At 61.9% G+C, this 26,161-nt stretch carries 21 protein-coding genes; 13 read left to right on the forward strand and 8 right to left on the reverse strand.

What is annotated here, in order from left to right:
* Positions 1–59: 59 nt before the first annotated feature.
* Complete coding sequence (locus P5W99_RS32950; RefSeq protein ID WP_421028735.1) at positions 60–479, reverse strand: ribulose bisphosphate carboxylase small subunit; 420 nt, start codon at positions 477–479, stop codon at positions 60–62.
* Positions 480–506: 27 nt separating this feature from the next.
* Complete coding sequence (locus tag P5W99_RS32955; protein ID WP_421028736.1) at positions 507–1,991, reverse strand: form I ribulose bisphosphate carboxylase large subunit; 1,485 nt, start codon at positions 1,989–1,991, stop codon at positions 507–509.
* 101 nt (positions 1,992–2,092) lie between these two features.
* Here P5W99_RS32955 and P5W99_RS32960 point away from each other — a divergent pair, with 101 nt between their 5' ends.
* Positions 2,093–3,013, forward strand: a complete 921-nt coding sequence (locus tag P5W99_RS32960; RefSeq protein ID WP_421028801.1) for a LysR family transcriptional regulator — start codon at positions 2,093–2,095, stop codon at positions 3,011–3,013.
* Positions 3,014–3,145: 132 nt separating this feature from the next.
* On the opposite strand, the gene P5W99_RS32965 is transcribed toward P5W99_RS32960, so the two are convergent.
* Positions 3,146–3,958: a formate/nitrite transporter family protein gene (locus tag P5W99_RS32965; protein WP_421047460.1), complete on the reverse strand. Its 813-nt coding sequence runs from the start codon at positions 3,956–3,958 to the stop codon at positions 3,146–3,148.
* A gap of 402 nt (positions 3,959–4,360) precedes the next feature.
* On the opposite strand from P5W99_RS32965, the gene P5W99_RS32970 reads away from it, so the two are divergent.
* Positions 4,361–4,504: a hypothetical protein gene (locus P5W99_RS32970; protein WP_421028738.1), complete on the forward strand. Its 144-nt coding sequence runs from the start codon at positions 4,361–4,363 to the stop codon at positions 4,502–4,504.
* A gap of 10 nt (positions 4,505–4,514) precedes the next feature.
* Here P5W99_RS32970 and P5W99_RS32975 read toward each other — a convergent pair whose 3' ends face one another.
* Positions 4,515–5,945: a PLP-dependent aminotransferase family protein gene (locus tag P5W99_RS32975; RefSeq protein ID WP_421028739.1), complete on the reverse strand. Its 1,431-nt coding sequence runs from the start codon at positions 5,943–5,945 to the stop codon at positions 4,515–4,517.
* Between the two features lie 324 nt (positions 5,946–6,269).
* On the opposite strand from P5W99_RS32975, the gene P5W99_RS32980 reads away from it, so the two are divergent.
* The 5 genes from P5W99_RS32980 (at position 6,270) to P5W99_RS33000 (ending at position 13,137) form a co-directional block, all read left to right on the forward strand.
* A complete protein-coding gene (locus P5W99_RS32980; protein ID WP_421028740.1) occupies positions 6,270–8,543 on the forward strand; it encodes an FdhF/YdeP family oxidoreductase in 2,274 nt (757 codons plus the stop codon).
* A 107-nt stretch (positions 8,544–8,650) separates the two neighbouring features.
* Positions 8,651–10,039 carry a cytochrome ubiquinol oxidase subunit I gene (locus tag P5W99_RS32985; RefSeq protein WP_421028741.1) on the forward strand — a complete coding sequence of 463 codons (1,389 nt, stop codon included), beginning with the start codon at positions 8,651–8,653 and terminating at the stop codon, positions 10,037–10,039.
* A gap of 4 nt (positions 10,040–10,043) precedes the next feature.
* Positions 10,044–11,051, forward strand: a complete 1,008-nt coding sequence (gene cydB, locus P5W99_RS32990) for a cytochrome d ubiquinol oxidase subunit II (RefSeq protein ID WP_421028742.1) — start codon at positions 10,044–10,046, stop codon at positions 11,049–11,051.
* A gap of 34 nt (positions 11,052–11,085) precedes the next feature.
* Complete coding sequence (locus tag P5W99_RS32995) at positions 11,086–11,997, forward strand: bestrophin family protein (protein WP_421028743.1); 912 nt, start codon at positions 11,086–11,088, stop codon at positions 11,995–11,997.
* 240 nt (positions 11,998–12,237) lie between these two features.
* Positions 12,238–13,137, forward strand: coding sequence for a LysR family transcriptional regulator (locus P5W99_RS33000; RefSeq protein WP_434666616.1), 900 nt, complete (start codon positions 12,238–12,240; stop codon positions 13,135–13,137).
* A 71-nt stretch (positions 13,138–13,208) separates the two neighbouring features.
* On the opposite strand, the gene P5W99_RS33005 is transcribed toward P5W99_RS33000, so the two are convergent.
* Together P5W99_RS33005 and P5W99_RS33010 are read right to left on the reverse strand one after the other, a co-directional pair.
* The gene (locus P5W99_RS33005; protein WP_434666550.1) at positions 13,209–13,544 is read right to left on the reverse strand and encodes a DUF6566 family protein; all 336 of its coding nucleotides are present in this window, start codon (positions 13,542–13,544) and stop codon (positions 13,209–13,211) included.
* A gap of 15 nt (positions 13,545–13,559) precedes the next feature.
* On the reverse strand, positions 13,560–14,039 hold the full coding sequence (locus P5W99_RS33010) for a hypothetical protein (RefSeq protein ID WP_434666553.1): 480 nt from the start codon (positions 14,037–14,039) through the stop codon (positions 13,560–13,562).
* Positions 14,040–14,310: 271 nt separating this feature from the next.
* On the opposite strand from P5W99_RS33010, the gene P5W99_RS33015 reads away from it, so the two are divergent.
* The 3 genes from P5W99_RS33015 to P5W99_RS33025 all read left to right on the forward strand — a co-directional run bounded on the left by P5W99_RS33015 (position 14,311) and on the right by P5W99_RS33025 (position 18,545).
* Complete coding sequence (locus P5W99_RS33015) at positions 14,311–17,124, forward strand: ATP-dependent Clp protease ATP-binding subunit (protein WP_434666556.1); 2,814 nt, start codon at positions 14,311–14,313, stop codon at positions 17,122–17,124.
* Positions 17,125–17,206: 82 nt separating this feature from the next.
* Positions 17,207–18,145, forward strand: coding sequence for a LysR family transcriptional regulator (locus P5W99_RS33020; protein ID WP_421073403.1), 939 nt, complete (start codon positions 17,207–17,209; stop codon positions 18,143–18,145).
* A gap of 16 nt (positions 18,146–18,161) precedes the next feature.
* Positions 18,162–18,545, forward strand: coding sequence for a YybH family protein (locus P5W99_RS33025; RefSeq protein ID WP_421028748.1), 384 nt, complete (start codon positions 18,162–18,164; stop codon positions 18,543–18,545).
* Positions 18,546–18,633: 88 nt separating this feature from the next.
* Here P5W99_RS33025 and P5W99_RS33030 read toward each other — a convergent pair whose 3' ends face one another.
* Complete coding sequence (locus P5W99_RS33030; RefSeq protein ID WP_434666560.1) at positions 18,634–20,877, reverse strand: molybdopterin cofactor-binding domain-containing protein; 2,244 nt, start codon at positions 20,875–20,877, stop codon at positions 18,634–18,636.
* On the reverse strand, positions 20,870–21,334 hold the full coding sequence (locus P5W99_RS33035; RefSeq protein ID WP_421028750.1) for a (2Fe-2S)-binding protein: 465 nt from the start codon (positions 21,332–21,334) through the stop codon (positions 20,870–20,872). The genes P5W99_RS33030 and P5W99_RS33035 overlap by 8 nt, the downstream gene beginning before the upstream one ends.
* 463 nt (positions 21,335–21,797) lie before the next feature.
* Between P5W99_RS33035 and P5W99_RS33040 the strand changes: the two genes are divergently transcribed.
* The 3 genes from P5W99_RS33040 to P5W99_RS33050 all read left to right on the forward strand — a co-directional run bounded on the left by P5W99_RS33040 (position 21,798) and on the right by P5W99_RS33050 (position 26,147).
* On the forward strand, positions 21,798–23,399 hold the full coding sequence (locus P5W99_RS33040; protein ID WP_421042771.1) for an APC family permease: 1,602 nt from the start codon (positions 21,798–21,800) through the stop codon (positions 23,397–23,399).
* A gap of 233 nt (positions 23,400–23,632) precedes the next feature.
* Positions 23,633–24,397 carry a GntR family transcriptional regulator gene (locus tag P5W99_RS33045; protein ID WP_421028060.1) on the forward strand — a complete coding sequence of 255 codons (765 nt, stop codon included), beginning with the start codon at positions 23,633–23,635 and terminating at the stop codon, positions 24,395–24,397.
* A 10-nt stretch (positions 24,398–24,407) separates the two neighbouring features.
* Positions 24,408–26,147, forward strand: a complete 1,740-nt coding sequence (locus tag P5W99_RS33050; protein WP_434666564.1) for a fumarate reductase/succinate dehydrogenase flavoprotein subunit — start codon at positions 24,408–24,410, stop codon at positions 26,145–26,147.
* Positions 26,148–26,161: the final 14 nt, after the last annotated feature.

Here is a 26,161-nt window from a genome sequence, read left to right on the forward strand (position 1 = left end):
CGCGGCTTGCGCCGCGCGCCGCTCGGGGTATCGACATCAAGCCGTTTGGCGTACGCGCATCACGCGTAGCGCTCGCCCGACGGCTTGTCGTCCGCGTAGGGGTGCAGGCTGTAGTGGAGCTTGCGCGCCGCGCCGTCGTCGCGTCCGAGGCGGAAGCCCGGCTCGTTCGCCGGCCGCGCGACGATGAACGACAGGCGTGTCGTCTCGAAGCCGAAGGTGGAATCGAACGCGTTCACCTTCACGTAATGGCTCGGCTTAGCCTTGCGGCACGCATCGACTTCGAGCATCACGCCGGCGGCGTCCCTGAGATCGAACATCGGCAGGCCCCACATTTCCCAATACGCGTTGCGCGGGTGCGGATCGTCGGTGAATTCCACGGAGCAGGCCCAGCCCTCGCGCAGCGCGTAGTCGATCTGTGCGCGGATCTCGTTGTCGGTGAGATCCGGCAGGAAAGAAAAAGTCCCTTGTGTGAGTCGCATATCGTTCTCCTATCCTTGTGGCGTGCGTTACGAGGCCGTTGCCGTGGTCACGAAGTCCGGCGTGTCAGTGGACGCGTAGTTGAAGGTCACGTCGCGCCAGGTGTCGAGCGCCTGCTTGAGCGGCGTGCACCAGCGCGCAGCCTCTTCGAGAATCTGTGGCCCCTCGGCCGCGATATCGCGCCCTTCGTTGCGTGCCTTCGTCATCGTTTCAAGCGCGACGCGATTCGCGGTCGCGCCGGCCTGAATGCCCATCGGGTGGCCGATCGTGCCGCCGCCGAACTGCAGCACGACGTCGTCGCCGAACAGCGTGAGCAATTGATGCATCTGCCCCGCGTGGATGCCGCCCGAGGCGACCGGCAAGACCTTCTTCAGCGCCGCCCAGTCCTGCTCGAAGAACAGGCCGCGCTGCAGATCGACTTGGTTGCGCTCGTCGCGGCAGACGTTGTAAAAGCCCTGCACGGTGAGCGGATCGCCTTCGAGCTTGCCTACCGCCGTGCCCGTGTGCAGGTGGTCGACGCCCGCGAGCCGCAGCCATTTCGCGATCACGCGGAACGACACGCCGTGGGACTTCTGCCGCGTATAGGTGCTGTGGCCCGCGCGGTGCATATGCAGAATCATGTCGTTCTTGCGCGCCCAGTTCGAGATCGACTGGATCGCGGTCCAGCCGATCACGAGGTCAACCATCACGATGCACGAACCCAGCTCCTTGGCGAATTCGCCGCGCTCGTACATGTCCTCCATCGTCGCGGCGGTAATGTTCATGTAATGCCCCTTGATCTCGCCGCTCATCGCCTCCGCGCGCTTGACCGCTTCCGTGCAGTACAGAAACCGGTCGCGCCAATGCATGAAAGGCTGCGAGTTGATGTTCTCGTCGTCCTTCGTGAAGTCGAGACCGCCGGCGAGCCCCTCGTAGACGACGCGCCCGTAGTTCTTTCCGGAGAGGCCGAGCTTGGGCTTCATGGTCGCGCCGAGCAGTGCGCGGCCGAACTTGTCGAGCCGCTCGCGCTCCACGACGATGCCGGTCGGCGGCCCCTTGAAGGTCTTCACATAGGCGACCGGAATGCGCATGTCTTCCAGGCGCAATGCCTTCAGGGGCTTGAAGCCGAACACATTGCCGATGATCGACGCGGTGAGGTTCGCGATCGATCCTTCCTCGAACAGCTCGAGCTCGTAGGCGATATAGGCGAAGTACTGCTGCTCGGTAGACGTGCCGGGGCCCGTGTTGGGCACCGGGTCGACGCGGTACGCCTTCGCGCGATACTTGTCGCAGGCGGTGAGCCGGTCGGTCCACACCACGGTCCATGTCGCGGTGGACGATTCGCCCGCGACGGCAGCAGCCGCCTCGTCCGGGTCCACACCCTCCTGAGGCGTGATGCGGAACAGGGCGATCACGTCCGTATCCTTGGGTTCATAATCCGGCTGCCAGTACCCCATCTGCTTGTACTTGAGCACGCCGGCCGCATAACGTTGCTTGGCGTCCGTAATCACACCGCTTTCCACAGGCTTGGTCATCGTCTCGCTCCTTGGTGGCTGACCTCATGGACACCAAGGTTATGCGGCGGGATAATTCATGTACATTCACGAATTTCTTTTCGTCGATTAAGGATTTCTTAATGAGAGGCGTGACGCTCCGGCAGATCCGTGTCTTCGTCGCAGTGGCACGCCATCTGAACTTCTCGCGCGCAGCCGAAATGCTGAGCCTCACGCCGCCCGCGGTCACGATGCAGATCCGCGAGCTCGAAGCGCAGATCGGCTTGCCGCTCTTCGACCGTGAAGGCAGGAATGTCTCGCTCACCATCACGGGCGAATATTTCCTCGTCTATGCGCGCAAGATCCTGGCGACGCTGAAAGACGCCGAGGACATGGTGGCCCGCTTCAAGAAGGTCCAGACCGGGCGGCTCGTGATCGGAATGGTCAGTACCGCGCAGTATTTCGTGCCGCCACTGCTCGGACGCTTTTGCAAGGACCACCCGGGCGTCGAGGTGAGCCTAACCGTTGGCAATCGTCAGACGCTGGTGGAGCAATTGCAGCGCAACGAAGTGGATCTGGCCGTGATGGGACGCCCTTCCAGGGAGCTTGCCACGCGCGCGGAGCCGTTCGCGGCCCACCCGCTCGTGTTCGTCGCGGCGCCGGACCATCCGCTGGCGCGGCTCGGCCACGTGCCGTTCCAGGCGCTTGAGGGCTATGACTTCATCGTGCGCGAGCCCGGCTCCGGCACCCGCGCGGTGCTGGAGGCCTACTTCGAGAAGCACGGCCTGACGCCGCACATCACCATGGAAATGTCGGGTAACGAAACGATCAAGCAGGCCGTGATGGCCAATATGGGCGTCAGCCTCCTGTCCCTTCACACGCTGGGGCTCGAACTGAGCAGCGGACGCCTGGTCGTAGTCGACGTCGAAGACACACCGGTATTGCGCCGGTGGTATATGGTAAACCTGCTGTCGAAGATATTGTCGCCGCCCGCCGAGGCGTTTCGCTATTTCATGCTCGAGCACGCGGAAAATTATCTGTCGCAAGAATTCGGACAGACATGAAAAGCGTGGGCGTAGCCGATATTTAGAATCGGATTTGAATCGACTACGTCGCCGATACTTGTAATCGGATTTGAAACGACGAAACCGCCGTTGCCCGGGACCGGCGCAACGGCGTACATTCGTTCGGATAACTCAGGTACCGGCGCCTTCCGACGCCGGTGTGGCCGCATTCGAGGCGTGGCCGATGCCGCCTTCCTGCAGCCAGTAGCCGAGGCCCATGAAAACCGCTCCGCCGGCGATATTCCCCGCTGTCACGAAAACTTCGTTGTGGATCGCTCCGGCGAGCGTGATCGACGCGGGGTGATCGGCCATCAGCGCCAGCGCGAAGGCAAACATGTTGGCCACGCTGTGCTCGAAGCCGCAGGCCACGAATGCGAAGATGGGCCAGAAGATGAGTCCGAGCTTTGCCGCATCGTTCTTCGTGCGAGCGGCCATCCAGATCGCGAGGCACACCAGCCAGTTGCAAAGCAGGCCCTTGGAGAAGAGCACGAGGCCCGGGGCCGCCATCTTTGCCTCCACGGCCTTGAAGAATACCGCTGAGCCATCGGTCAACAGCACGCCGCCGCCGCCCGCAAGCAAGATGGCCGAGAGCACAATGGCGCCACACAGGTTGCCTGTCCACGACGCTATCCATACCAGCAGCAGGCCGCCCACTCCGGTCTCCCCGCGCAACAGGGCCAGCGGCATATACATGGCCGTTCCCGTGAACAGATCGGAGCCGGCGAACACAACTATGGTGAGCGCGCAGGCGAACACCGCGCCCATCACGAGATGCACGAAAGCCGGATCGACGTGCGCACCCACCGTAAACATCAGAATGTCACCGAAGCCGATATAGGCGCCTGCCATCGCAGCACCAATCAGAAACGCCAGAGGCGCATGCAGCGCCGTCGACGCACGGTTGGCGCCTCTTTTCGCAAACAGGTCGATACTTTCCGCGTACATTGCTGCTCCCAATAAGGATCGGTCTCCGCCGCCGGAGACGGGCCGGGTCATGCACCGCATGGCCCGATATTCACCCCCCCTCTTTCTCTTGCCTGCCATCGATTTATGGAGTGCAAGGTTAGGTGGCACAGCAATCCCTGTACATTCAGCTTTTTCTTGCCTGAACTTAAGAAGTTCTGAATCGACCGCAACCCGGTGCGTTACGTTGCTCGCCGTCTGGATTGCCTTCGCAACCGTGCGCTGTCTCGCCAGTTTTTAAAAAATCGACCTGCTATTTTCCGATACTTCAAATCGCCTGAGCAAAGCCGGCAATTCAAAGCCCGTTCGGTTCGATGCGATTGATCGGCCGCGCACGACGGTGCCATAATCCCTCTACGGATGACGAACCAACGGGAGCCGAAAGTGACACGTGAACATAAGGACCGGCGGCACCCGCTTCTGCGCGACCTGAAGTGGACGGTCATTCTCTGGTGCGTTGGATTCGGCGCAACCGCTTTACTTACGCTACCGTTTCACTTTCTCGTGATGGCCATGATGAAGAAGTAAAGGCGCGTGCTTACGCCTGGCGCGCGCACGATGCTGCAAGCTTTCCGACCGTGATGACCGCCTGCTCGATTTCCGGCGACCATGGCGTGCTGTAATTGAGCCGGATGAAGTTGCGATAGTTGTTCGACACGGAAAACATATAACCCGGTCCGATCGTGATGCCGCGCGCCAGAGCGAGCTGGTAGAGGTTCATTGAATCCACTTGCGCCGGCAACTCGATCCATAGCACGTACCCGCCCATCGGCGTCGACGTGCGCGTGTCCGCCGGAAAAAAGCGCGTGACCATCGACTTCATCAGATTGGCCTGCTGCGCGTAGTTCTTGCGGATACGCCGCAAATGATGCTCGTAGCCGTCGCGCTCGAGGTATTCGGCAATGGCCAGTTGAGGAATCACCGAAGTCGTCAGGGTATTCAGAAACTTCAGCTTTTCGACCTCGTCGCGATAGCGGCCCGGCAAAGCCCAGCCGATGCGATACGCCGCTGTCAAACTTTTCGAAAATGACCCGCAGTGCAGCACGGTGCCTTTCTTGTCATAGGATTTGAGCGTAGTGGGATGCGAGTCGCCGAAATACAGCTCGTTGTAAACGCCGTTTTCGATCACCGGAATGCCCGCCTTGGCGAGCAGATCGACGAGTGCGCGCTTGCGCTCGTCAGGCATCTGAAACCCGAGCGGATTCTGAAAATTCGGCATCACCATGCAAGCAGCAATCGGCCCCGCTTCAATGATTTTCGTCAGCGCCTCGATTTCGATGCCGTACTCGGGGTGCGTCGCCACCTCGATCGCCTTCATGCCCGATCGCTCGATGGCGTGCAGCATGGCGTAGAACGTGGGCGACTCCACGGCGATCACGTCGCCCGGCTTGGCGACCGCCTGCAGACACAGATTGATCGCCTCCGTCGCGCCGACCGTCACGATGATCTCGTTGGGGTCCACGGCCATGCCGTTCTCGAGGTAGCGTCGGGCGATCTGGCGAACCAGTTCCGGTGTGCCCGGCGGCAGCGCGTTGGTGACGCCCCAGAGTGACTTCCTGCGTCCCGCTGCCGACGCATAGCGATTGAGCTTTTCGTAGGGAAAAAGCTGCGGATCCGGATACGGCGAACCGAGCGGCACGGCGTCGTCGGTGCCAATGGAACGCAAGGTGGACAGCACGAGGCGGCTCACGTCCACCGTGGCCGACACCGCGATCGGCCGGCTCGTGCGCAGTTCGTCCGAATGCACGTCCGCTGCGCCCATGCGCGCGCTCACGAAATAGCCGGACTGCGGGCGGCTCTCGAGCACCCCCCGGCTTTCCAGCAGCAAGTACGCCCGAATCACGGTGGTGATGCTGATGCGGTGCTGCTGGCTCGCCTGGCGCACCGAAGGCACGCGGTCGCCTGGCCCATAAACGCCTTTGCGAATCAGCGTTTCGATATCGTCCGCGAGCTTTTCGTAAAGTTTCACTGCGATCTCCCCAGTGGTCGCTTGCAGCACAGTTCGTGCAGTGTACTGTGCCGGGCGAAACTGTACTCAAGGTTGCAGATGAATTCTGTATGTCATGGATGCCGCTTTTAGCGCCTATGCTTGTGCATAGATGTTTCGCGACCGATAACCGATAACTAATATCGGATCGGCAACCGTTCACGCCAGCACGCCGCCTCCCTAGAATGAGCTGGACAATGTTCACCTTAACTCAATTCACGCTACAGATTCTCAGACCTGTGAGGTCCCGATGCAGCGTGGCTCCGGCCTTGCGCCGCATGCATAGAAAACACAATGGAGTTTCCCATGACGAAACTACGTGATGTGCCCGGCGTCCATCCCTACACCGGTCCCGCAGGCGGATGGGGCGCACTCAAAGCAACCGCGCAGGCGATTCACGATCAAATGGAAAGCATCGCGGCGCCTATTACGCTGATGCGGACCAATCAACCCGACGGCTTCGATTGCCCTGGTTGCGCGTGGCCCGACAAAGAGCATCGCTCCACCTTTCAGTTCTGCGAAAACGGCGCGAAGGCCGTGACCTGGGAAGCCACAACGAAGCGCGTGACGCCGGAATTCTTCGCTGCGAACACCGTTGCCTCGCTGCTGCAAAAGACCGACTATGAGCTCGAAGACATGGGCCGGCTCACCCACCCGCTGGTCTACGACCGCGCAAGCGACACGTTTCGCGCCGTCGACTGGGAAGACGCGTTCGCACGCATCGGCGAAATCCTGCGCTCGCTCCCGCCGGATCAGGTCGAGTTCTACACGTCGGGGCGCGCGTCCAACGAGGCCGCGTTTCTGTACCAACTCTTCGTGCGCGAGTACGGCACCAACAATTTCCCCGATTGCTCGAACATGTGTCACGAGCCAACCAGCGTTGGCCTGCCGCGATCGATCGGCATCGGCAAAGGCACCGTCTCGCTCGAAGATTTCGATTCGACCGAACTCATCATTTCGATCGGCCACAACCCGGGCACCAACCATCCGCGCATGATGGGCACCTTGCACGAAGCATCGCGGCGCAACGTGCCCATCATCGTCTTCAATCCCCTGCGCGAGCGCGCGCTCGAACGCTTTGCCGACCCGCAGAGCATGATCGAAATGGCCACGTTCGGCTCGACCCGCATCGCATCCACCTACTTCCAGCTGGACGCGGGCGGCGACGCGGCTGCGCTCAAGGGCATCATGAAGGTGTTGCTGCAAATGGAGGCCGAGCAGGGCGGCGTAATCGACCAGGCGTTCATCGCGCAGCATACCGAAGGTTTCGACGCGTTCGCCGCAGACCTCGAAGCAACCTCGTGGGAAGACATCGAGAAAGCCAGCGGCCTCACGCGGCCCGACCTCGAGCACGTGGCGATTGCCTATGCGAAGTCGAACGCGACCATCGTCACGTACGGCATGGGCGTCACCCAGCACAACAAAGGCACGGCCAACGTGCGCCTGATCGCCGATCTGCTGTTGCTGCGCGGCAATTTCGGCAAGCCTGGCGCAGGCATTTGTCCGCTGCGCGGCCATTCGAACGTGCAAGGCAATCGCACCGTGGGCATCACCGAGAAGCCATCGAAAGATTTCCTCAAGCTGATCGAGAAGGCCTGCGGATTCACGCCGCCCGACGGACACGGCCACGACGCGGTGCAAGCCATGCAGGCGATGATCGACGGCAACGCCAAGGCGCTGCTCTGCCTCGGCGGCAATTTTGCGGTTGCGCTGCCCGACTCCGAACAGTCGTTTCCCGCGATGGCGGCGCTCGACTTGAGCGTTCATGTCGGCACGAAGCTCAATCGCACGCATCTGCTGGTTGCGAAGGAAACCTACATATTTCCGTGTCTCGGCCGCACGGAGCTCGACATGCAGAGCAGCGGGCGTCAATCCATCACCGTGGAAGATTCGATGTCCATGGTTCACGCGTCGGCGGGAAAACTCACGCCCGCTTCCGACCAGTTGCGCTCGGAGCCCGCTATCGTTGCAGGCATCGCGCGCGCCACGCTGCCCAATACGAAAGTCGCATGGATGGACCTCATCGCCGACTATGACAAGATCCGCGACCTGATCGAGCAGACGGTCCCCGGCTTCGAGGACTTCAACCGGCGCATTCGCGTGCCTGGCGGGTTCCGCTTGCCGCTACCGCCCACCGAGCGCCAGTGGCACACGCCATCGGGCAAGGCCGAGTTCTCCGTCTATGGGGGCGTGAAGGAAGACGCCGACGTGCTGGCCGCGGAGAACGTGCTGCGGTTGATCACGATACGCAGCCACGACCAGTACAACACGACGATCTACGCGATGGACGACCGCTACCGCGGCGTGTTTGGCCGGCGCGACGTGCTCTTCATGAACGGCGACGACATGGCGGCGTATGGCATCGAGCACGGCGATCTCGTCGATATCGAAACGGTCACGCCGGGCCGTACGCTGCGCCTGAAAAACATTACCGCCATCGTGTACAGCATCGCACGCGGTTCAGTCGCCGCCTACTACCCGGAAGCCAACGTGCTGGTTCCGCTCGACTATATCGACAAGGAGAGTGGAACGCCCTCGTACAAGTCCGTGCCCGTGCGCGTGTTGCGCGCGGCAGGGTAGTCTCAGGCAGTTGCGGTGTCCGGCCGGGCACGCCGCCTGGTTGTGTTGTCCCGGCCGGAATGTCTGTGGCGTGTGAATACAGCCGTCACCTGGAGCGCAAAAGAATCATGGACATCTTCGACGCATTTCATCTCGCCAGGCTGCAGTTCGCATTTACGGTCTCGTTTCACATCGTCTTTCCGGCGATCAGCATCGGCATGGCGAGCTTTCTTGCCGTGCTCGAATGGCGCCTTCTGCTCACGGGCGATGCGGCTTACAAGGACATGTACCGCTTCTGGTCGAAGATTTTCGCGGTGGGATTCGGCATGGGCGTGGTCTCGGGCGTCGTGATGGCTTACGAGTTCGGGACCAACTGGAGCGGATTTTCGACCATTGCAGGCAATATCACGGGGCCGCTGCTGACCTATGAAGTCTTGACCGCGTTCTTCCTGGAAGCGGGTTTTCTCGGCGTCATGCTGTTCGGCTGGAATCGCGTGAGCCCGAAAGCCCATTTCTTCGCCACGCTCATGGTCGCGGTCGGCACGCTCATTTCGACCTTCTGGATTCTCTCGTCGAACAGCTTCATGCAAACGCCGCAGGGCTATGCGATTCAGAACGGCCGCATCGTGCCCGTGGACTGGTTCAAGGTGATCTTCAATCCCTCGTTCCCATTCCGTCTCGCGCACATGACCATCGCGGCCTTTATCGTCGCCGCCTTTATCGTGGCTGCTTGCGGCGCCTGGCATTTGCTCCAGGGGCGGCGCGACGTGCCGGTAAAGCGCAGTTTGTCGATGGCGCTGTGGATCCTGCTCTTTCTCGCGCCCATTCAGATTCTGGTTGGCGACGCGCACGGTCTCAACACGCGTGAGTATCAGCCGGCGAAGATCGCCGCCATTGAAGGACTCTGGGAAACCGAGCACGGCGGCACCGCACTCAACCTGATCGGCTTTCCCGACATGAATGCGGAAGTGACGCGCTATGCGATCAAGGTGCCGCATCTCGGCAGCCTGATTCTCACCCACAGCTGGGACGGCGAAATTCGCGGACTCAAAGAGTTTCCGCCCGCGGACCGTCCGTACTCGCCCATCGTGTTCTGGACATTCCGGATCATGGCGGGGCTCGGCATGCTGATGCTATTGACCGCCGTGGTCGGCCTTCTGCTTCGTCGCGGCGGCCGCCTTTACGAAGCACGCTGGTTCCAGTGGTTCGTGTTCTGCATGGGGCCATCGGGCATCCTGGCCCTGCTGGCCGGCTGGATCACGACTGAAGTGGGCAGGCAGCCGTGGACCGTGTATGGCGTCGTGCGCACCGTGGACTCGGTGTCGCCCATCGGCGCGCAACAGGCCGGCGTCTCATTGCTGATCTTCGTGATTGTCTATTTTCTCGTCTTCGGAACAGGCGTCTATTACATGCTCAAGATGATGAAGAAGGGACCGGCTACCGGCATCGAAAGTGTCGAATCGCTCAAGTATCCGGGACTGCACAATCGTGCACTCGACGCTGTGGTGGGGGACTGAGGCCATGCAAATCGATCTTCCTGTGATCTGGGCCGCCATCATCGGACTCGGCGTTTTCATTTATGTGATGCTCGACGGATTCGATCTGGGCATCGGCCTGCTGTTTCCGTTCTTCGAAGGAAAAGCCGAACGCGAGGTGATGCTCAATACGGTCGCGCCGGTTTGGGACGGCAACGAAACCTTCCTCGTGCTCGGTGGCGCGGGCCTTTATGGTGCCTTTCCGGTGGTCTACTCGACGCTGCTGCCCGCCAACTACATGCCGCTGATTCTCATGGTGGTGGGCCTGATCTTTCGCGGCGCGGCCTTCGAGTTGCGCGCGAAAGCCACGCGCACGCAGCATGCGTGGGATCTCGCGTTTATCGGCGGGTCAGCGCTTGCCGCCATGTGCCAGGGCATCACGCTCGGCTCGCTCCTGCAGGGCATCAAGATCGTCGACGACAAGTTCGCGGGCGATCCGTTCGACTGGTTCTCGCCGTTTAGCGTGTTCTGCGGTTTCGGCGTGTTGCTCACCTATGCGACGCTCGGCTGCGGCTGGCTGATCCTGAAGACCGACGGCGAGCTGCAACGCAAGATGCGCGCGGTGATGCGCCCGCTCCTTGCCGTGCTGCTCCTCGCGATTGCCACCGTTAGCCTCTGGACCGTGCTCGGCCTGCCCGCCGTGCGGCAACGCTGGTTCCTCAGCGGCAATCTCGTCTGGTTCCTGCCGGTGCCGATTCTCGTGGTGCTGTGCGCATTGGGCATCTACCGTTCGCTGAACCGGCGCCACGAAGCGATGCCCTTCCTGCTCTCGCTGGCGATCTGCTTTCTCGGCTATACCGGGCTGGTCATCAGCATCTGGCCGTATATCATTCCGCCCTCGCTCACGATCTGGGACGCCTCGTCAAGCCATTCGAGCCAGCTCTTCGCGCTCGTGGGAACGGTCATCGTGCTGCCGGTCATTCTCGTCTATAACGCCATGCAATATCGCGTGTTCCGGGGCAAGGTGCGCGAAGGCGACCACGGCTATCACTGAAGTTCAAGCGCGTGAGAATGAGTAAAAGGCCATCATGATCGTCCGGCCCCGAGAAAACTGGTTCCGTTTGCTGTTCGTCTGGAACGGATCGGTTCTGTCTTCAATCATTCCCCAACTGTGCTTCATGGCCGTGGTGAGTACGCTCGCGGTCTTCACGCACGGGCGCGTATTTGGGGAAAAGATTCCGCTCAACACCGCGCCCTTCACGCTGTTCGGCGTTGCGCTGGCGATCTTCCTCGCGTTTCGAAACAACGCCAGTTATGAGCGCTTCAACGAAGCGCGACATCTCTGGGGCACTTTGCTGATCGCTTCGCGCACGCTGACTTCGCAGATTCTTTGCTACCTTCCGGAACGCGCGGATACCCTGCGCATCGCGCACCAGGTTATCGGCTTCGCTTACGCGATCAAGCACGAGTTGCGCGGCACCGATCCCGCGATGGATCTGGAGCGTCTTCTTGGCCACGAACAGGCCGAGAAGGTGCGCGGCCAGATCTATAGACCGGTGTCCATTCTCAACGAAATACGACACGAGCTCTCGAACCCGAAGCATCGCGTTCAATCATCCGATACGAAGCTATGGATGCTCGACGCACAAATCGGCGAGATGGGCAAAGTGCTGGGCGGGTGCGAGCGGATTGCCTCGACGCCCATCCCGTTCGCGTATAACGTGCTGCTGCATCGCACCGTCTACGCCTATTGCGTTTTGCTGCCGTTCGGGCTGGTCGATTCGACGGAGTTTTTTACGCCGCTGCTATGCGTGTTCATTGCCTATACGCTGATTGCGCTCGAAGCGATTGCAAGTGAAGTGGCCGATCCGTTCAGCGTGGCGCCCAACGCGCTCGCCCTGGACGCCATGTCGCGCAACATCGAGCGCTCCGTTCTCGAACTGTGCGGGTGCCCCGTTCCTGCTCCGGTCGAGCCCGTTCGCCCCTATCAGCTGACCTGAGCGCCAACTGTTATCTCTGTGCTCACGCAGTGCCCATTTCATTAAAACTGTACTCTATTTAATGAGCGCGATTTGTGCGCTCAGCGCATGAGTGATCCCTCTTACGCTTACACCATCGACGCGTCGCCATTCAGGGACGCCAAGCAAGAATTGGAGCTAAACGATGCGAGGGATCTCATGTCAACGCCATTTGCTGAAGGACGCACCGCGAATATCGCCGGCCACGGTAAGGAACGTAATGTGAACTTGCTGGAGGCCATGCGGATTTACGTGAGAGTGGTAGAAAGAGGGAGCATTTCGGGCGCAGCAAGAGATCTGGACATCGGTCAGCCGGCCGTGAGCGAGCGCATCGAGCGGCTCGAAAAATTCCTCGGGTGCCGGTTGCTGCAACGCAACGCACGCGCCTTCAAATGCACGCCCGAAGGCACGATTTTTCACGAGCGCAGCAAGGCTGTTCTAGGCGCCGTGGAGCAAGCCGTGGCCGAGGTTTCGAACGACGAACAAGCCGTGAAAGGCTCGATTCGTATTGCAGCGCCGCACTGTTTCGGGGAAACCCTGCTGCCGGAAGGCATCAAGCGTATCCGCGAAAGCTATCCGCTCATCGACATCGAGCTCGTGCTCAACGACAAGATCGCCGATCTGGTCACCGAGGGCGTGGACATCTCGTTTCGTCTCGGGCAGCTGGCCGATGGTGCGTACATTGCCTGGCCGCTCGGGGACATCGAGCGCGTGCTGGTTGCTTCGCCGGATTATCTGCAGCGGCACGCCGCAATCGACGATCTGGCGGAGCTGGCAGGGCACAACCTGATTCGCGTGAAAGGAACTTTCGAGGCGGACCTGCTGCCCGTCTCGCGAGATGGCACGCTCGTCGATAGCGTCCCTATCCGGACGATCGTCAAGACCACGCATTGGCGTCCGATGTATGAAATGGTGTTGTCGGGACTCGGGCTCGGTGTGCTTGACGCGCCGGCCGTCAAGGACGCGCTCGAAGCGGGCCGCCTGGTGCGGGTGCTCCCGCAGTACGAGATGCCTGCGCTTGCGCTGAACCTGCTGATCCAGCCGCAACGGCCCATTTCTTTGCGGGTCCGTAAAGTTGTCGACACGCTCAGGAGTTATATCGCCGGGACCCTGTCCCGATAGCAAACCCGGAACCATGCGATCGCGGTGGATCGCATGGTTCACATCCACGAATCAGTCACAAATCAGTCACATCAACGGGCATTGAGATCGCGCACGATCTGCTCGGCTTCCTGCGAAGATTCCACCCTGAAAAACCAGCACTCGGCGTGCTCGCGAAGGGCGACCCATGAGCGATCCTCACGAATATTCATTATATGGTGGACGAGTTTGCAGCCTCGCTCCAGACCGTCACGATTGGCCTCCGCCTCCGTCAACCATTCCGGCTGCACGGTGTCCGGGCTACAGGTAGCAAACAAGCGGCCATCGTGTCGAATCTCCACATGCGCGACCCAGCCGCCTCGCTCGTTGTCCCGCGATTGCGCCGTTATCTGAAACCCCTCGTACGTCGTACTTTCGATTCGTGCCATTCGCCGTCTCCATCGTCATTCAGGTTGCGGTCGTGATTTCCCCGCCGCGGACGGCTGTCCGGCCGTGGAGGTTCGAATTTCCAGCACTGCACGATGAATAGCTTCCGTGAGTGCATTGTTGATTTCAATGAGCCTGCGCATTTCGTCCTGCAGTTTCAGGAGCGCCTCGGCGTCCCTGTAAGTTTGCAGCGCCTGCTTATCCGATGCCGCGGCCGCCACCTTTTGACCGACCATGATGACCGAAAGCAGGACAAGCTGTAAAAATGTCTGGGCGAGCCACGCAACGAGCGCTGAAACGCCGCTTTGAATCGCCGACGGCGAGCTTACCAGCGCAATCGCTGCAAACGCGTAGGCACACCACATCGTTCCGACGACATTGGTGATCGCGACGGCAATCTTGCCATTCAGCCCCACGTGCTCGTGCGAAGTGAGATGCGGCCCGGCCTTCTTGCGCTCTCCTCCACGCGCACTCGCTGCGTTGTCAGTTTTCATCATTGCGCCCCAATCGTTACGGTGCATCTGTCTCCATGCCAGGGAAATCGTACCTCCAAACGCACCATGCGAAATTATGGGTTGCTTTTTGTCCAACCGATACCTGCTATCGAGCAGGGACATCGAGCGATATCCCACCGATATAAAGTATCGGATGACCGCAGGTTCACACCGGCTGAGTCCGCCAATAGAATTCAATCGTCAAATTGTCCCTTCTGGTTTTCATCGCGCTCTCGTCCGATGGCCGGGGTGCTTGCAAACAGGAACTCCGATCATGCCTACACTCTGCGATATCTGCCACGCGCGCCCCGCCATCGCGCGCGTCGTTGTGACCGAGAACGGCGAGCGCAAGTCGCTGTCGATCTGCGATTATCACTATCGACAGCTGATGCGCCATCAAAGCATGCTCAATCCGTTCGACTCGCTGCTCGGCGGCGGCGGCGATCTTTCAGGTATGCCAGGCGAATTCGGCGACGATTCCGCTATGGGCGCGAGCGTGCCTCGCGAGTCCGTCGACGCCACCGACGCGTTCAGCGAACAAACCATGGAGCTGCTGCAACGCGCCGCCGAAAAATCGCACGAGTTGCATCGCAACGAACTCGATACGGAGCATCTGCTATACGTGCTCGCCGATACCGACGTGTGCGCGGCGCTGCTCAAAGAGTTGAAGCTCTCGCCTCAGGACATCAGGAGCTACATCGACGAACACGCGAAGCATGGCGCGGCCAGCGACGATGAATCGCTCGAAAGAATGACCGTGTCGCCGCGTCTGAAGAAGGCGTTTCAATTTGCCTTCCAGGCCTCGCGCGATCTCGGGCATTCATACGTTGGCCCCGAGCACCTGCTGATCGGCCTTGCCGCCGTGCCGGAAAGCCTGGCCGGCACGCTGCTGAAAAAGTATGGCGTGACGCCCGAGGCGCTGCGCCAGAAAGTAGTCAAGGTGGTCGGCAAGGGCGCGGAGGACGGGCGCATCGAAACGCCCACGGGTACGCCGAACCTCGACAAGTTCGGCCGCGACCTCACGGCGCTCGCGCGTCAGGGCAAGCTCGACCCGGTGCTCGGCCGCGCGCAGGAAATCGAAAGCACGATCGAGGTACTGGCGCGCCGCAAGAAGAACAGCCCGGTGCTCATCGGCGAACCGGGTGTCGGCAAGACCGCGATTGTCGAAGGCCTCGCGCAGCGCATGGTCAACGGCGATGTCCCCGAGGTGCTGCGCGGCAAACGTCTGGTCGAAGTCAATATCAACTCGATGGTCGCCGGCGCGAAGTACCGTGGCGAATTTGAAGAGCGCGCGAAGCAATTGATCGACGAGGTGACGGCCAAGCAGGACGAACTCATTCTGTTCATCGACGAACTGCATACGATCGTCGGCGCCGGCCAAGGCGGCGGCGAAGGCGGCCTCGACATCGCCAACGTCCTGAAACCCGCACTCGCACGCGGCGAGCTGAGCCTCATCGGCGCGACGACACTGAACGAGTATCAGAAGTACATCGAGAAGGACGCGGCGCTCGAACGCCGTTTTCAGCCCGTGCTCGTTCCCGAGCCGAGCGTCGAGCAAACCATCGTTATCCTGCGCGGTTTGCGCGACAAACTCGAAGCGCACCATCAGGTCACGTTCTCCGATGATGCATTCGTCGCCGCTGCGGAATTCGCCGACCGCTATATCACTTCGCGCTTTCTTCCGGACAAGGCCATCGACCTGATCGACCAGGCTGCCGCGCGCGTGCGCATCGGCGCCACGTCGCGGCCGGCCGACATTCAGGAACTGGAGGCCGAAGTCGTCCAGCTCAAGCGCGAACAGGACTACGCGTCCTCGCGCAAGCGTTACGACGAAGCGAAGAGCTTTGAAGAGCGCATCAACGAGAAGGAAAAACAACTCGAAGAGCAGATGGAGGCGTGGCAGCGCAAGACCGGCACGGAAACGCTGGAGGTGACGGTGGCATCCGTCGCCGAGGTGGTATCGCGCCTCACCGGCATTCCGGTTACCGAGCTCACGCAGGAGGAACGCAAAAAACTGCTGAAGATGGAGGACACGCTGCGAGCGCGCGTGGTCGGCCAGGACGATGCGGTTGTCGCGGTGAGCGACGCGGTGCGCTTGTCGCGCGCGGGCCTCGGCCAGGAGCACAGGCCCATTGCGAATTTCCTGTTCCTCGGGCCAACGGGCGTGGGCAAGACGGAACTCGCGAAGGCGCTCGCGGAAAGCGTCTTTGGAGACGAACAGGCGATCATCCGCATCGACATGAGTGAGTACATGGAACGCCATGCCGTCGCGCGGCTGATCGGTGCGCCGCCGGGATACGTGGGTTACGACGAAGGCGGACAGCTCACCGAGCGCGTGCGGCGGCGCCCGTATAGCGTGATCCTGCTCGACGAGATCGAGAAAGCGCACCCTGATGTCTATAACGTGCTGCTGCAAGTGTTCGACGACGGACGTCTTACCGACGGCAAGGGCCGCGTGGTCGATTTCAGCAACACGATCATCATCGCCACGAGCAATCTGGGCGCGTCGATCATCATGGAGAACCTCGAACAACCGGAGGCTCAGCGCAAGAGCGAAAAGGACGTGCGCGAGGCGTTGATAAAGGTGCTCAAGGGCCACTTCCGGCCTGAGTTCCTCAACCGGATTGATGACATCATCGTGTTCCACGCCCTGTCGAAGGAGAATATCCGCTCGATCGTGCAGATTCAGCTCGATCGCGTCGTTCGCGCTGCAGCCGCGCAAGACATCACGCTGAAGCTGGGCGAGTCGCTGATCGACCATCTGGCCGAAGCCGGCTATCAACCGGAATTCGGTGCTCGCGAACTGAAACGGCAAATCCGCCAGGAAGTGGAAACCCGCCTTGCGAAGGAAATACTCGGCGACGTGCTCAAATCCGGCGATAGCGTGGAAGTGGACTATGACAAGAAAAACGAGGAAGTGAAGTTCAACAATATGCCGCCTCCCGCCGTGCCCGAACCGCGCAAAGGCAACGTCAAGGACTCCGGAACAGAAGCCAGCAAGACCGGGCCTTCTGGCGTCGCCGCAGCCGCCGCCATGAAGGGGCGCAAAAAGCGCAGCGAAAAAGAGTCGGGGCCGAATGCCGGCTAGCGTGCGGCATGCGCATGGACAGAATGGCGACATCAACTAATCGCCCGGATCGCGGAGGCCGCCTGTGAATGTTCTGGAGGCCATGCGCATTTTCATTCTCGCGGTGGAACGGGGCAGCATCTCCGGTGCTGCAGGCGACGCCAACATCGGCCAGCCCGCAGCGAGCGAACGGATCGAGCGGCTCGAAAAATATCTCGGCTGCCGCCTCCTGCTGCGCAACGCGCGCACCTTCAAGTGCACGCCGGAGGGCAAAATTTTCTATGCGCACAGCAAGAAAATCCTGGCCGACGCCGAACGGGCCATTGCCGAAGTCCGAAGCGATCGCCATACGTTCAAGGAAACCATTCGCATCGCTGCGCCGCATTGCATTGGCGAATTGCTCCTGCCCTGCGCGCTGCGATTCGTGCGCGAAACCTGCCCGCAGCTGGACATCGACCTCGCGCTCAATGATGGAACCGTCGAACGCTGCACGGAAGGCGTCGACCTCTCGCTTCATCAAGGGCCGCTGGGTGATGGCCCGTTCCATGCGTTCTGCCTCGGCCAGGTCCAACGCATTCTTGTTGCTTCGCCGGACTATCTCGCGCGGCATGCGCCGATAGGGGAACCCCGCGATCTGGCCGAGCACGCGTTCGTGCGCATCAAGTCGATGTTCGGCACCGGTCACCTGCCGCTCGTCGATGAGTCCGCCAGGCGTGATAACGTCCCCATCCGGACCTCCATCACGACGAATCACTGGAGGGCAATGTATCAAATGATCAGGGGCGGACTGGCGATCGGCGTGGTCGAGGCCGTTGCGTGCGTCGACGCGATCGCCCGCGGAGAGCTCGTGCCACTGCTGCCGCAACACGGCGTGCCATCCCAGCAGCTGCATCTGCTGATTCCTGCCCAGCGGCCGCCCCCGGCGCAGGTGCGCACAGTCGCAGATATCCTGAAACAGCGCGTGCCGGACCTGCTGGGCACGCAGACAGTGGATAATTCCGATTTGCATCCCTACCGTGCCGAACAATGCAGGGCCGAATGAATTGGAGGAACACGCCATGAACGACGACGAACGCGCCATCCGGCAAGTCGTGGAAACCTGGATGGCCGCCAGCAAGCGCGGCGATACCGCAACCGTTCTCAGCCTGATGACGGACGACGTCATCTTCATGGTTCCGGGACAGGAGCCGTTCGGCAAGGAAGCGTTCGCTGCCGCCTCGAAGGGCATGGAAGGCATGAAGTTCGATGGCACCAGCGAGATCGTCGAACTGAAAATCCTCGGCGACTGGGCATTCATCCGCAATCACATCGACATCGCCATCACGCCGCCGGGCGGGGGCACCGTGCGCCGCGCGGGCTACACCCTCACGCTGCTGCGCAAGGGGGCCGACGGCCAGTGGCGTCTCGCGCGCGATGCCAATCTGCTGAGCGTGCGCGGCTAATCGAGGCCGCGCTCGCCCATTCGGTTAGAGGCGGGCAGGCCCTGAAGCACCTCGATGACGCCCGGCAGAGCCGGGCCCCAATCCCCCGTCAGGCAGAACGCAGCGTGTCGCCGAGCGGCAGCGCGCGGATGCTCACGCCAGTCGCGGCGGCCAGCGCGTTCGCGACCGCGGGCGCGGCCGGCGGCACGCCGGGCTCGCCGATGCCGGTCGGCGGCTCCTTCGACGCCACGATATGCACCTCGACCACGGGCATGCCGCTCATGCGCAGCACCGGGTAGTCGTTGAAGTTGCCCTCCTTGACCTGCCCCTTGTCGAACGTGATGCCCGTATGCAGGAACGCGAGGCCAAAGCCGATCCCGCCTTTCACCTGCGCCGCGACGATATCGGGATTGATCACCGTGCCGCAATCGACCGCGCAGACCACCCGGTCGACCGTAAACGAACCATCTTGCTGCACCGTCACCTCGGCCACCTGCGCGACATAGGTGCCGAACGCGAACTGCAGCGCGATGCCCCGGCCACGCTTCGTGCCCTGCGCGCCCGCCGCCAGCGGCTTCGACCAGCCCGCCTTTTGCGCCGCAAGATCGAGCACGCCGCGATGCCTTGGCTTGCTCGCCAGCAGCGCATGGCGAAATGCATAGGGATCCTTACCTGCTGCGCGCGCGGCTTCGTCCATCATGGTTTCGCCCACGAAGGCGGCATGGGTGTGCCCGACCGAGCGCAGCCACTGGGTCTGCACCGCCAGCTTCGGCGCGTGCTGCGTGGCCTTGAAGTTGGGAATGTCGTAGGGAATGTCCGCGGTGCCCTCGACCAGCACTGGATCGATCGAATCCGGCTTGGGCAGCTGCAGGAAGCTCTGCCCTACCACATCGTGATTCCACGACACCAGGTTGCCGGCCTGGTCGAGCGCGACTCGCACCTTGTGAACCGTGAGCGGCCGGTAATAGCCCGCGCGCATATCGTCTTCGCGCATCCACACGAGCTTGATGGGCGCGTCGACGCCTTGCGCGTGCGCCGCACGCACGATGCGGCACGCTTCGCGCACATAGTCCGATTGCGGATTCGCGCGGCGGCCAAAGCTGCCGCCCGCATAGAGTTGATGAATGACGACCTGCTCGGGCTTGAGCCCGAGCTCCTTCGCGGCCATCGCCTGGTCGGCCGTGGCCCACTGCTCGCCGTTCCAGATCTCGCAGCGGCTGCCCTGCACATGCACGAGGCAGTTCAGCGGCTCCATCGGCGCGTGGGAAAGATAGGGCTGCTCATAAACGGCTTCCAGATACTTGCCGCCCTCGGGAGCGGCGCTCAGTACCGTGCCGCGCTTTTCCGCCACCACGCCGGGCTGGTCCGCCAGCGCGCGGAACTGCTTGTAGATGTCGTCGGAACTCAGGGCGAAAGCGTGGCTGTCGTCCCACGTGATCTGTAACGCGTCGCGGCCCTGGCGGGCTATCCAGGTGTTGTGAGCGAGCACCGCCACGCCGCCCTGCACTTCGCCGTCGCCCGGCACCTCGACCACGGCGACCACGCCCTTGATCGCCTTGGCCTTGCTCGCGTCCACGTGCTGGACCTTGCCGCCCAGACGAGGCGGATGCGCAATCACGGCCACCAGCATGCCCGGCACCTTGACGTCCTGCGTGTAAATCGCGGAGCCGTTCACCTTCGCCGGCACGTCGACGCGGCGGGTTTTATCGCTGCCAATCAGCTTGAAGTCGCCGGGCTGCTTGAGCACCACGTGCGCCGGAACGCTTTCGTGCGCGGCGGCGGCAACGAACTGGCCATATCCCGCGCGGCGGCCCGATGGCGCGTGCACGATCACGCCGTCTTCTACGCGCAGCGTGTTCGCATCGACCTTCCAGGCCTTCGCGGCGGTGGCGACCAGCATCATGCGCGCGGCCGCAGCGGCTTCGCGCATCTGCTTCCATGCCCCCGCCATCGCCGTGCTGCCGCCCGTGCCCTGCACCGTCCAGCCAAACGAGGCGAACATGGGGTTCGCGTATTGCTTCACGTCGGCCCGCGCGGGCACGACCTTCACCTTGTCGAGCGCCACGTCGAGCTCGTCGGCGGCCAGCGTGGCCAGCCCCGTAAAGGTGCCCTGGCCCATCTCCAGATACTCGGAGACGACCGTGACCGTGCCGTCCGCATTCACGCGAATGAACGCATTCGGCTCGAACGGCAGCTTCGCGGGATCGAGCGATGCCGCCACCGCAAGGCCGCCGCGAAAGCCGACCGCAAGCGTCAATGCCGACATGCCGGCCAGAAACTGGCGGCGCGTGAGCGTCGCGCGGGACTCTGCGCCGCCCTGCGCGGCCTCATCGCGAAGAATCGGATCACGCATGCTTGAGCTCCTCCGATGCATGATGAATCGCGGCGCGAATCCGCTGATAGGTCGCACAGCGACAGATGTTGCCGCTCATCGCGTCGTTGATGTCGGCGTCGGTGGGATTGGGCTTGGACGCGAGCAGCGCGACCGCCGACATCACCTGGCCCGACTGGCAATAGCCGCATTGCGGCGCCTGCGCCTCGATCCACGCGGCCTGCACGGCGGCGCCGACTTTCTGCTCGTGAATGGCCTCGATGGTCGTGATGCTGCGGCCTTCCAGCGAGCCGACCGGCGTCACGCAGGCGCGTGTGGGCTGACCGTCGAGATGCACCGTGCATGCGCCGCACAGCGCCATGCCGCAGCCGAACTTCGTGCCCGTGAGCCCGAGTTCGTCGCGCAGATACCAGAGCAAGGGCATCCCGGGATCGCCATCGAATTGATGGCGCTTTCCATTCACCACGATCTGTACCATGTTGTTCGACCTTTTCTGTTATGAGGGCGGCGATGTCCGGCTCAAGTGCACGGACAGATGGACAATTGGACGAGTGTATGGATGGGTTGCGCGACAGACCATGCCGAATAATCCGCATCTTTTGCCTGATCGTCTTGAAAGCATCTCGAACATGCGAACCAAATAGATGAATATGCATAGGTTCGACGCTACACCATGCATGCCGCGCGCTGCGAATCCCCCTTTATATAGCGGCTGTTATTACCATCATGCAAATTTCGCATAATGCTATGTGCAATCAGCATTGGACGCACCAGGGAAGTCGCACGAGTATCCGCCTTCAACATTTATTGCTGCGTGGCCGCATTCGGCCTTTCAATGCCCATACAAGCCTTGAAGACGCTGCAAAAAAATGCGTGTGACGAGAACAAGAATCGGACGGAAGTCGCGACGATTCCTTGCGATCTGGAGATAAGGAGACGATGTGAGTAGTTCTGTTAAAAGACATATCGGGCCGTTCGCGCTGATGTTTACCGGCCTCGGGTCGATCATCGGTTCGGGCTGGCTGTTCGGCGCGTGGAAGGCAGCCAAGATTGCCGGTCCCGCCGCCATTTGTGCCTGGATCATCGGCGCCGTGGTCATTCTGGCGATTGCACTCACCTACGCCGAGCTTGGCGCGATGTTCCCCGAATCGGGCGGCATGGTGCGCTATGCACGCTACTCGCACGGCGCGCTGGTGGGCTTCATCAGCGCCTGGGCCAACTGGATCGCCATTGTCTCGGTGATTCCGATCGAAGCCGAGGCCTCGATCCAGTACATGAGCACCTGGCCCTATCCATGGGCGCACGCGCTGTTCGTGAACGGTGAGCTGACCTCATCGGGCTTGTTCCTCTCCGCGCTGCTCGTGATCATTTACTTCATGCTCAACTACTGGGGCGTGAAGCTCTTCGCGCGCGCCAACAGCGCCATCACGATCTTCAAGTTCATCATTCCGGGTCTCACGATCGCGGGCCTGATGGCGACCGGCTTCCACCACGAGAACTTCGGCCAGTCGACCGACTTCGCGCCGTATGGCTGGTCGGCGGTGTTCACGGCCGTGGCAACCAGCGGCATCGTGTTCGCGTTCAACGGCTTCCAGAGCCCGATCAACCTCGCCGGTGAGGCACGCAACCCTTCGAAGAGCGTGCCGTTCGCGGTGATCGGCTCGATCCTCTGCGCGCTCGTGATCTATGTGCTGCTGCAGGTTGCCTATATCGGCGCGGTCAGCCCGGACGACGTGATGAAGGGTTGGAACACCTTCAACTTCAAGTCGCCGTTCGCTGAACTCGCGATTGCGCTGAACCTGAACTGGCTCGCGATCCTGCTCTACGTGGACGCGTTCGTGAGCCCGAGCGGCACCGGCACGACCTACATGGCCACGACCTCGCGCATGATCTACGCGATGGAGCGCAACAACACGATGCCCAAGATGTTCGGCAACGTGCACCCGTTCTACGGCGTGCCGCGTCAGGCGATGTGGTTCAACCTGCTCGTCTCGTTCATCTTCATGTTCTTCTTCCGCGGCTGGAGCTCGCTCGCGGCGGTGATCTCGGTGGCGACCGTCATTTCGTACCTCACCGGCCCGATCAGCCTGATGGCGCTCAAGCGCGCGGCAACCGATCTGGAGCGCCCGCTCTCGGTGCCGTTCATGAAGGTCATCGCGCCGTTCGCGTTCGTGTGCGCGTCGATGATCCTGTACTGGGCGAAGTGGCCGCTGACCGGCGAAATCATCCTGCTGATGGTCGTCGCGCTGCCGGTGTACTTCTACTTCCAGGGCAAGACGGGCTTCGACGGCTGGGGCCAGGATCTGAAGGCCGCATGGTGGCTGTGCGCATACCTGCCGACGATGGCGGTCCTGTCGCTGATCGGCAGCAAGCAGTTCGGCGGTCACGACCTCATTCCCTACGGCTGGGACATGCTGGTGGTCGCGATCATCTCGCTCGGCTTTTACTACTGGGGCGTGAACTCGGGTTATCGCTCGCAATACCTCGACGAACGCGAAAAGCTCGCCGAGCTAGAAGCTCTACCTGCCGTCTCCGAGGTCTGATAGCGCGCTACTAGTCGTGCATGGGCGGCAGCGGCTCCGGCTCGGTCACGTCGAGCCCCGCGGCTGCCCGCGTGCCATCGCGCAATGCGATGCCTCGCGCCGCATGGTCTTCATGCCGTGTGGCGCCTGGGAACGCCTGGGAACGCCCAAGAAAATAGATAGCAGAAATGCTTCGTTGGTGGCGGTAACCGGCCTGATTACACTGCGATCCATCTTGTCATGACAAGTGGATCATGCCCAACACGAATCCCCTGGCGGCCGCAGCGCCGCCGCTCCACACGCGCATCAGGGACACCCTGCGCAAGCGCATTCTCGACGGCACCTACGCCCCGAGCAGCCAGATGCCATCCGAATACGCGCTGTGCGCCCTGTTCGGCGTGAGCCGCATTACCGTGCGCCAGGCGCTCGGCGATCTGCAGAACGAGGGGCTCGTGTTTCGCCTGCACGGCAAGGGCACCTTCGTCTCGAAGCCCAAGGCATTCCAGAACATGACCTCGTTGCAAGGCTTCGCGCAAGCGATGTCGCCGATGGGGCATGAGATCGTCAATACGCTGCTGGCCTTTCGCATCGTCGCGGCCAATCGCTACGTCGCGCATAAACTCGCTCTTCCGGAAAGCGCGCGCGTAGCCGAAATCCATCGCGTGCGCCTGCTGGACCGCGCGCCCATCTCGCTCGAACTGACCTGGCTGCCGGAGCCGCTCGGCAAGCGCCTCGCCAACGCCGACCTTGTCACACGCGATATTTTCCTGATCCTCGAAAACGCCTGCGGCGTGCCGCTCGGCCACGCCGACGTGTCGATCGACGCCATGCTCGCCAACGACGAGATCGCTCACGCGCTGGGTGTGCAGGAAGGCAGCCCGGTGCTGCGCATCGAGCGCACCACGCACGACGGGCAAGGCACGCCGATCGATTTCGAATACCTCTACTTTCGCGGCGACGCCTTCCAGTACCGCCTGCGCGTCGACCGCGAAAAAGCCCCTGACTGCGAAACTACCTGAGGAACAGGCAATGAACACCGAAATACTCGAATACGACATTGTGGTCGTAGGCGGCGGCACGGCTGGGCCCATGGCTGCGATCAAGGCAAAAGCATGCAATCCCGAGCTGACGGTGCTGCTGCTCGAAAAAGCCAACGTGAAGCGCAGCGGCGCGATTTCGATGGGCATGGACGGCCTGAACAATGCCGTGATTCCCGGCCACGCGACGCCCGAGCAATACACGCGCGAGATCACCATTGCGAACGATGGCATCGTCGATCAGGAGACCGTGTACGCTTACGCGCGGCACAGCTTCGCGACCATCGAACAACTCGACCGCTGGGGCGTGAAGTTCGAAAAGGACGGCAACGGCGACTACGCAGTGAAGAAGGTTCATCACATGGGCGCTTATGTTTTGCCCATGCCCGAAGGGCACGACATCAAGAAGGTGCTCTATCGCCAGCTCAAGCGCGCGCGCGTGGCCATCACCAACCGCGTCGTGACCACACGTGTGCTCACCGATGCCCAGGGCGCCGCGTGCGGCGTCATGGGCTTCGACTGCCGCACGGCCCAGTGCGTGGTGGTGCGCGCAAAGGCCGTGATCCTGTGCTGCGGCGCGGCGGGACGTCTGGGCCTGCCCGCGTCGGGCTACCTGATGGGCACCTACGAGAATCCCACCAACGCGGGCGACGGCTATGCGATGGCGTACCACGCCGGCGCGGCGCTCACCAATCTGGAGTGCTTCCAGATCAATCCGCTCATCAAGGACTATAACGGCCCCGCTTGCGCCTACGTGACCGGTCCGCTCGGCGGCTTCACCGCGAACGGCAAGGGCGAACGCTTCATCGAATGCGATTACTGGAGCGGCCAGATGATGTGGGAGTTCCATCAGGAACTGCAAAGCGGAAACGGCCCGGTGTTCCTGAAGCTCGACCACCTGGCCGAGGAAACCATTCAGACCATCGAGCAGATTTTGCACACCAACGAGCGCCCGAGCCGCGGGCGCTTTCATGCGGGACGCGGCAACGATTACCGCACGCAGATGATCGAGATGCACATTTCCGAAATCGGCTTTTGCAGCGGCCATAGCGCATCGGGCGTGTATGTGGACGCGCGCGCGCGAACCACGGTGCGCGGCCTCTACGCCGCGGGCGACATGGCCGCCGTACCGCACAACTACATGCTTGGCGCGTTCACCTACGGCGGATTCGCGGGACACGACGCCGCCGGCTATGTGGCGGAACGCGGGCACGCGCCGCTCGAGCACGCGCAGATCGACGCCGAGCGCGCGCGCATTTACGCACCGCTCGAGCGCGAGCACGGTCTCGCCCCCGCACAGGTCGAATACAAATTGCGGCGCATGGTGAACGACTATCTCCAGCCGCCCAAGGTCACGCGCAAGATGGAGATCGGCTTGCAGCGCTTCGACGAGATCGGCGAGGACATCGGCGCGATCAAGGCCCATAACCCGCACGAACTCATGCGCGCGGCGGAAGTGCGCGCGATTCGCGATTGCGCGGAAATGGCCGCGCGCGCGTCGCTGTTCCGCACCGAGAGCCGCTGGGGGCTCTATCACCACCGCGTCGACTACCCGCAGCGCGACGACGCCAACTGGTTCTGCCACACCGATCTGCGCAAGGACGCCAGCGGCCGCATGACCTGCGAGAAGCGCACCGTCGCCCCTTATATCGTGCCGGTCGACGCCGCCGATCTTGGCGCATACAGCCGCATGCGCATCCAGCGCGAGCGCGAACCGGCTCAAGCGCTTTGAGCACTGCTTCAGGC

It is taken from the genome of Paraburkholderia sp. A3BS-1L (genome assembly GCF_051125215.1).
In the GTDB taxonomy this organism is placed as follows: domain Bacteria; phylum Pseudomonadota; class Gammaproteobacteria; order Burkholderiales; family Burkholderiaceae; genus Paraburkholderia.

Excerpts from the sequence above, each read along its gene's own strand:
- P5W99_RS32950 (WP_421028735.1), bottom strand. The coding sequence starts at position 479 with ATGCGACTCACACAAGGGACTTTTTCTTTCCTGCCGGATCTCACCGAC.
- P5W99_RS32955 (WP_421028736.1), bottom strand. The coding sequence starts at position 1,991 with ATGACCAAGCCTGTGGAAAGCGGTGTGATTACGGACGCCAAGCAACGT.
- P5W99_RS32960 (WP_421028801.1), top strand. The coding sequence starts at position 2,093 with ATGAGAGGCGTGACGCTCCGGCAGATCCGTGTCTTCGTCGCAGTGGCA.
- P5W99_RS32965 (WP_421047460.1), bottom strand. The coding sequence starts at position 3,958 with ATGTACGCGGAAAGTATCGACCTGTTTGCGAAAAGAGGCGCCAACCGT.
- P5W99_RS32980 (WP_421028740.1), top strand. The coding sequence starts at position 6,270 with ATGACGAAACTACGTGATGTGCCCGGCGTCCATCCCTACACCGGTCCC.
- P5W99_RS32985 (WP_421028741.1), top strand. The coding sequence starts at position 8,651 with ATGGACATCTTCGACGCATTTCATCTCGCCAGGCTGCAGTTCGCATTT.
- cydB (WP_421028742.1), top strand. The coding sequence starts at position 10,044 with ATGCAAATCGATCTTCCTGTGATCTGGGCCGCCATCATCGGACTCGGC.
- P5W99_RS32995 (WP_421028743.1), top strand. The coding sequence starts at position 11,086 with ATGATCGTCCGGCCCCGAGAAAACTGGTTCCGTTTGCTGTTCGTCTGG.
- P5W99_RS33005 (WP_434666550.1), bottom strand. The coding sequence starts at position 13,544 with ATGGCACGAATCGAAAGTACGACGTACGAGGGGTTTCAGATAACGGCG.
- P5W99_RS33010 (WP_434666553.1), bottom strand. The coding sequence starts at position 14,039 with ATGATGAAAACTGACAACGCAGCGAGTGCGCGTGGAGGAGAGCGCAAG.
- P5W99_RS33015 (WP_434666556.1), top strand. The coding sequence starts at position 14,311 with ATGCCTACACTCTGCGATATCTGCCACGCGCGCCCCGCCATCGCGCGC.
- P5W99_RS33020 (WP_421073403.1), top strand. The coding sequence starts at position 17,207 with ATGCGCATTTTCATTCTCGCGGTGGAACGGGGCAGCATCTCCGGTGCT.
- P5W99_RS33025 (WP_421028748.1), top strand. The coding sequence starts at position 18,162 with ATGAACGACGACGAACGCGCCATCCGGCAAGTCGTGGAAACCTGGATG.
- P5W99_RS33030 (WP_434666560.1), bottom strand. The coding sequence starts at position 20,877 with ATGCGTGATCCGATTCTTCGCGATGAGGCCGCGCAGGGCGGCGCAGAG.
- P5W99_RS33035 (WP_421028750.1), bottom strand. The coding sequence starts at position 21,334 with ATGGTACAGATCGTGGTGAATGGAAAGCGCCATCAATTCGATGGCGAT.
- P5W99_RS33045 (WP_421028060.1), top strand. The coding sequence starts at position 23,633 with ATGCCCAACACGAATCCCCTGGCGGCCGCAGCGCCGCCGCTCCACACG.
- P5W99_RS33050 (WP_434666564.1), top strand. The coding sequence starts at position 24,408 with ATGAACACCGAAATACTCGAATACGACATTGTGGTCGTAGGCGGCGGC.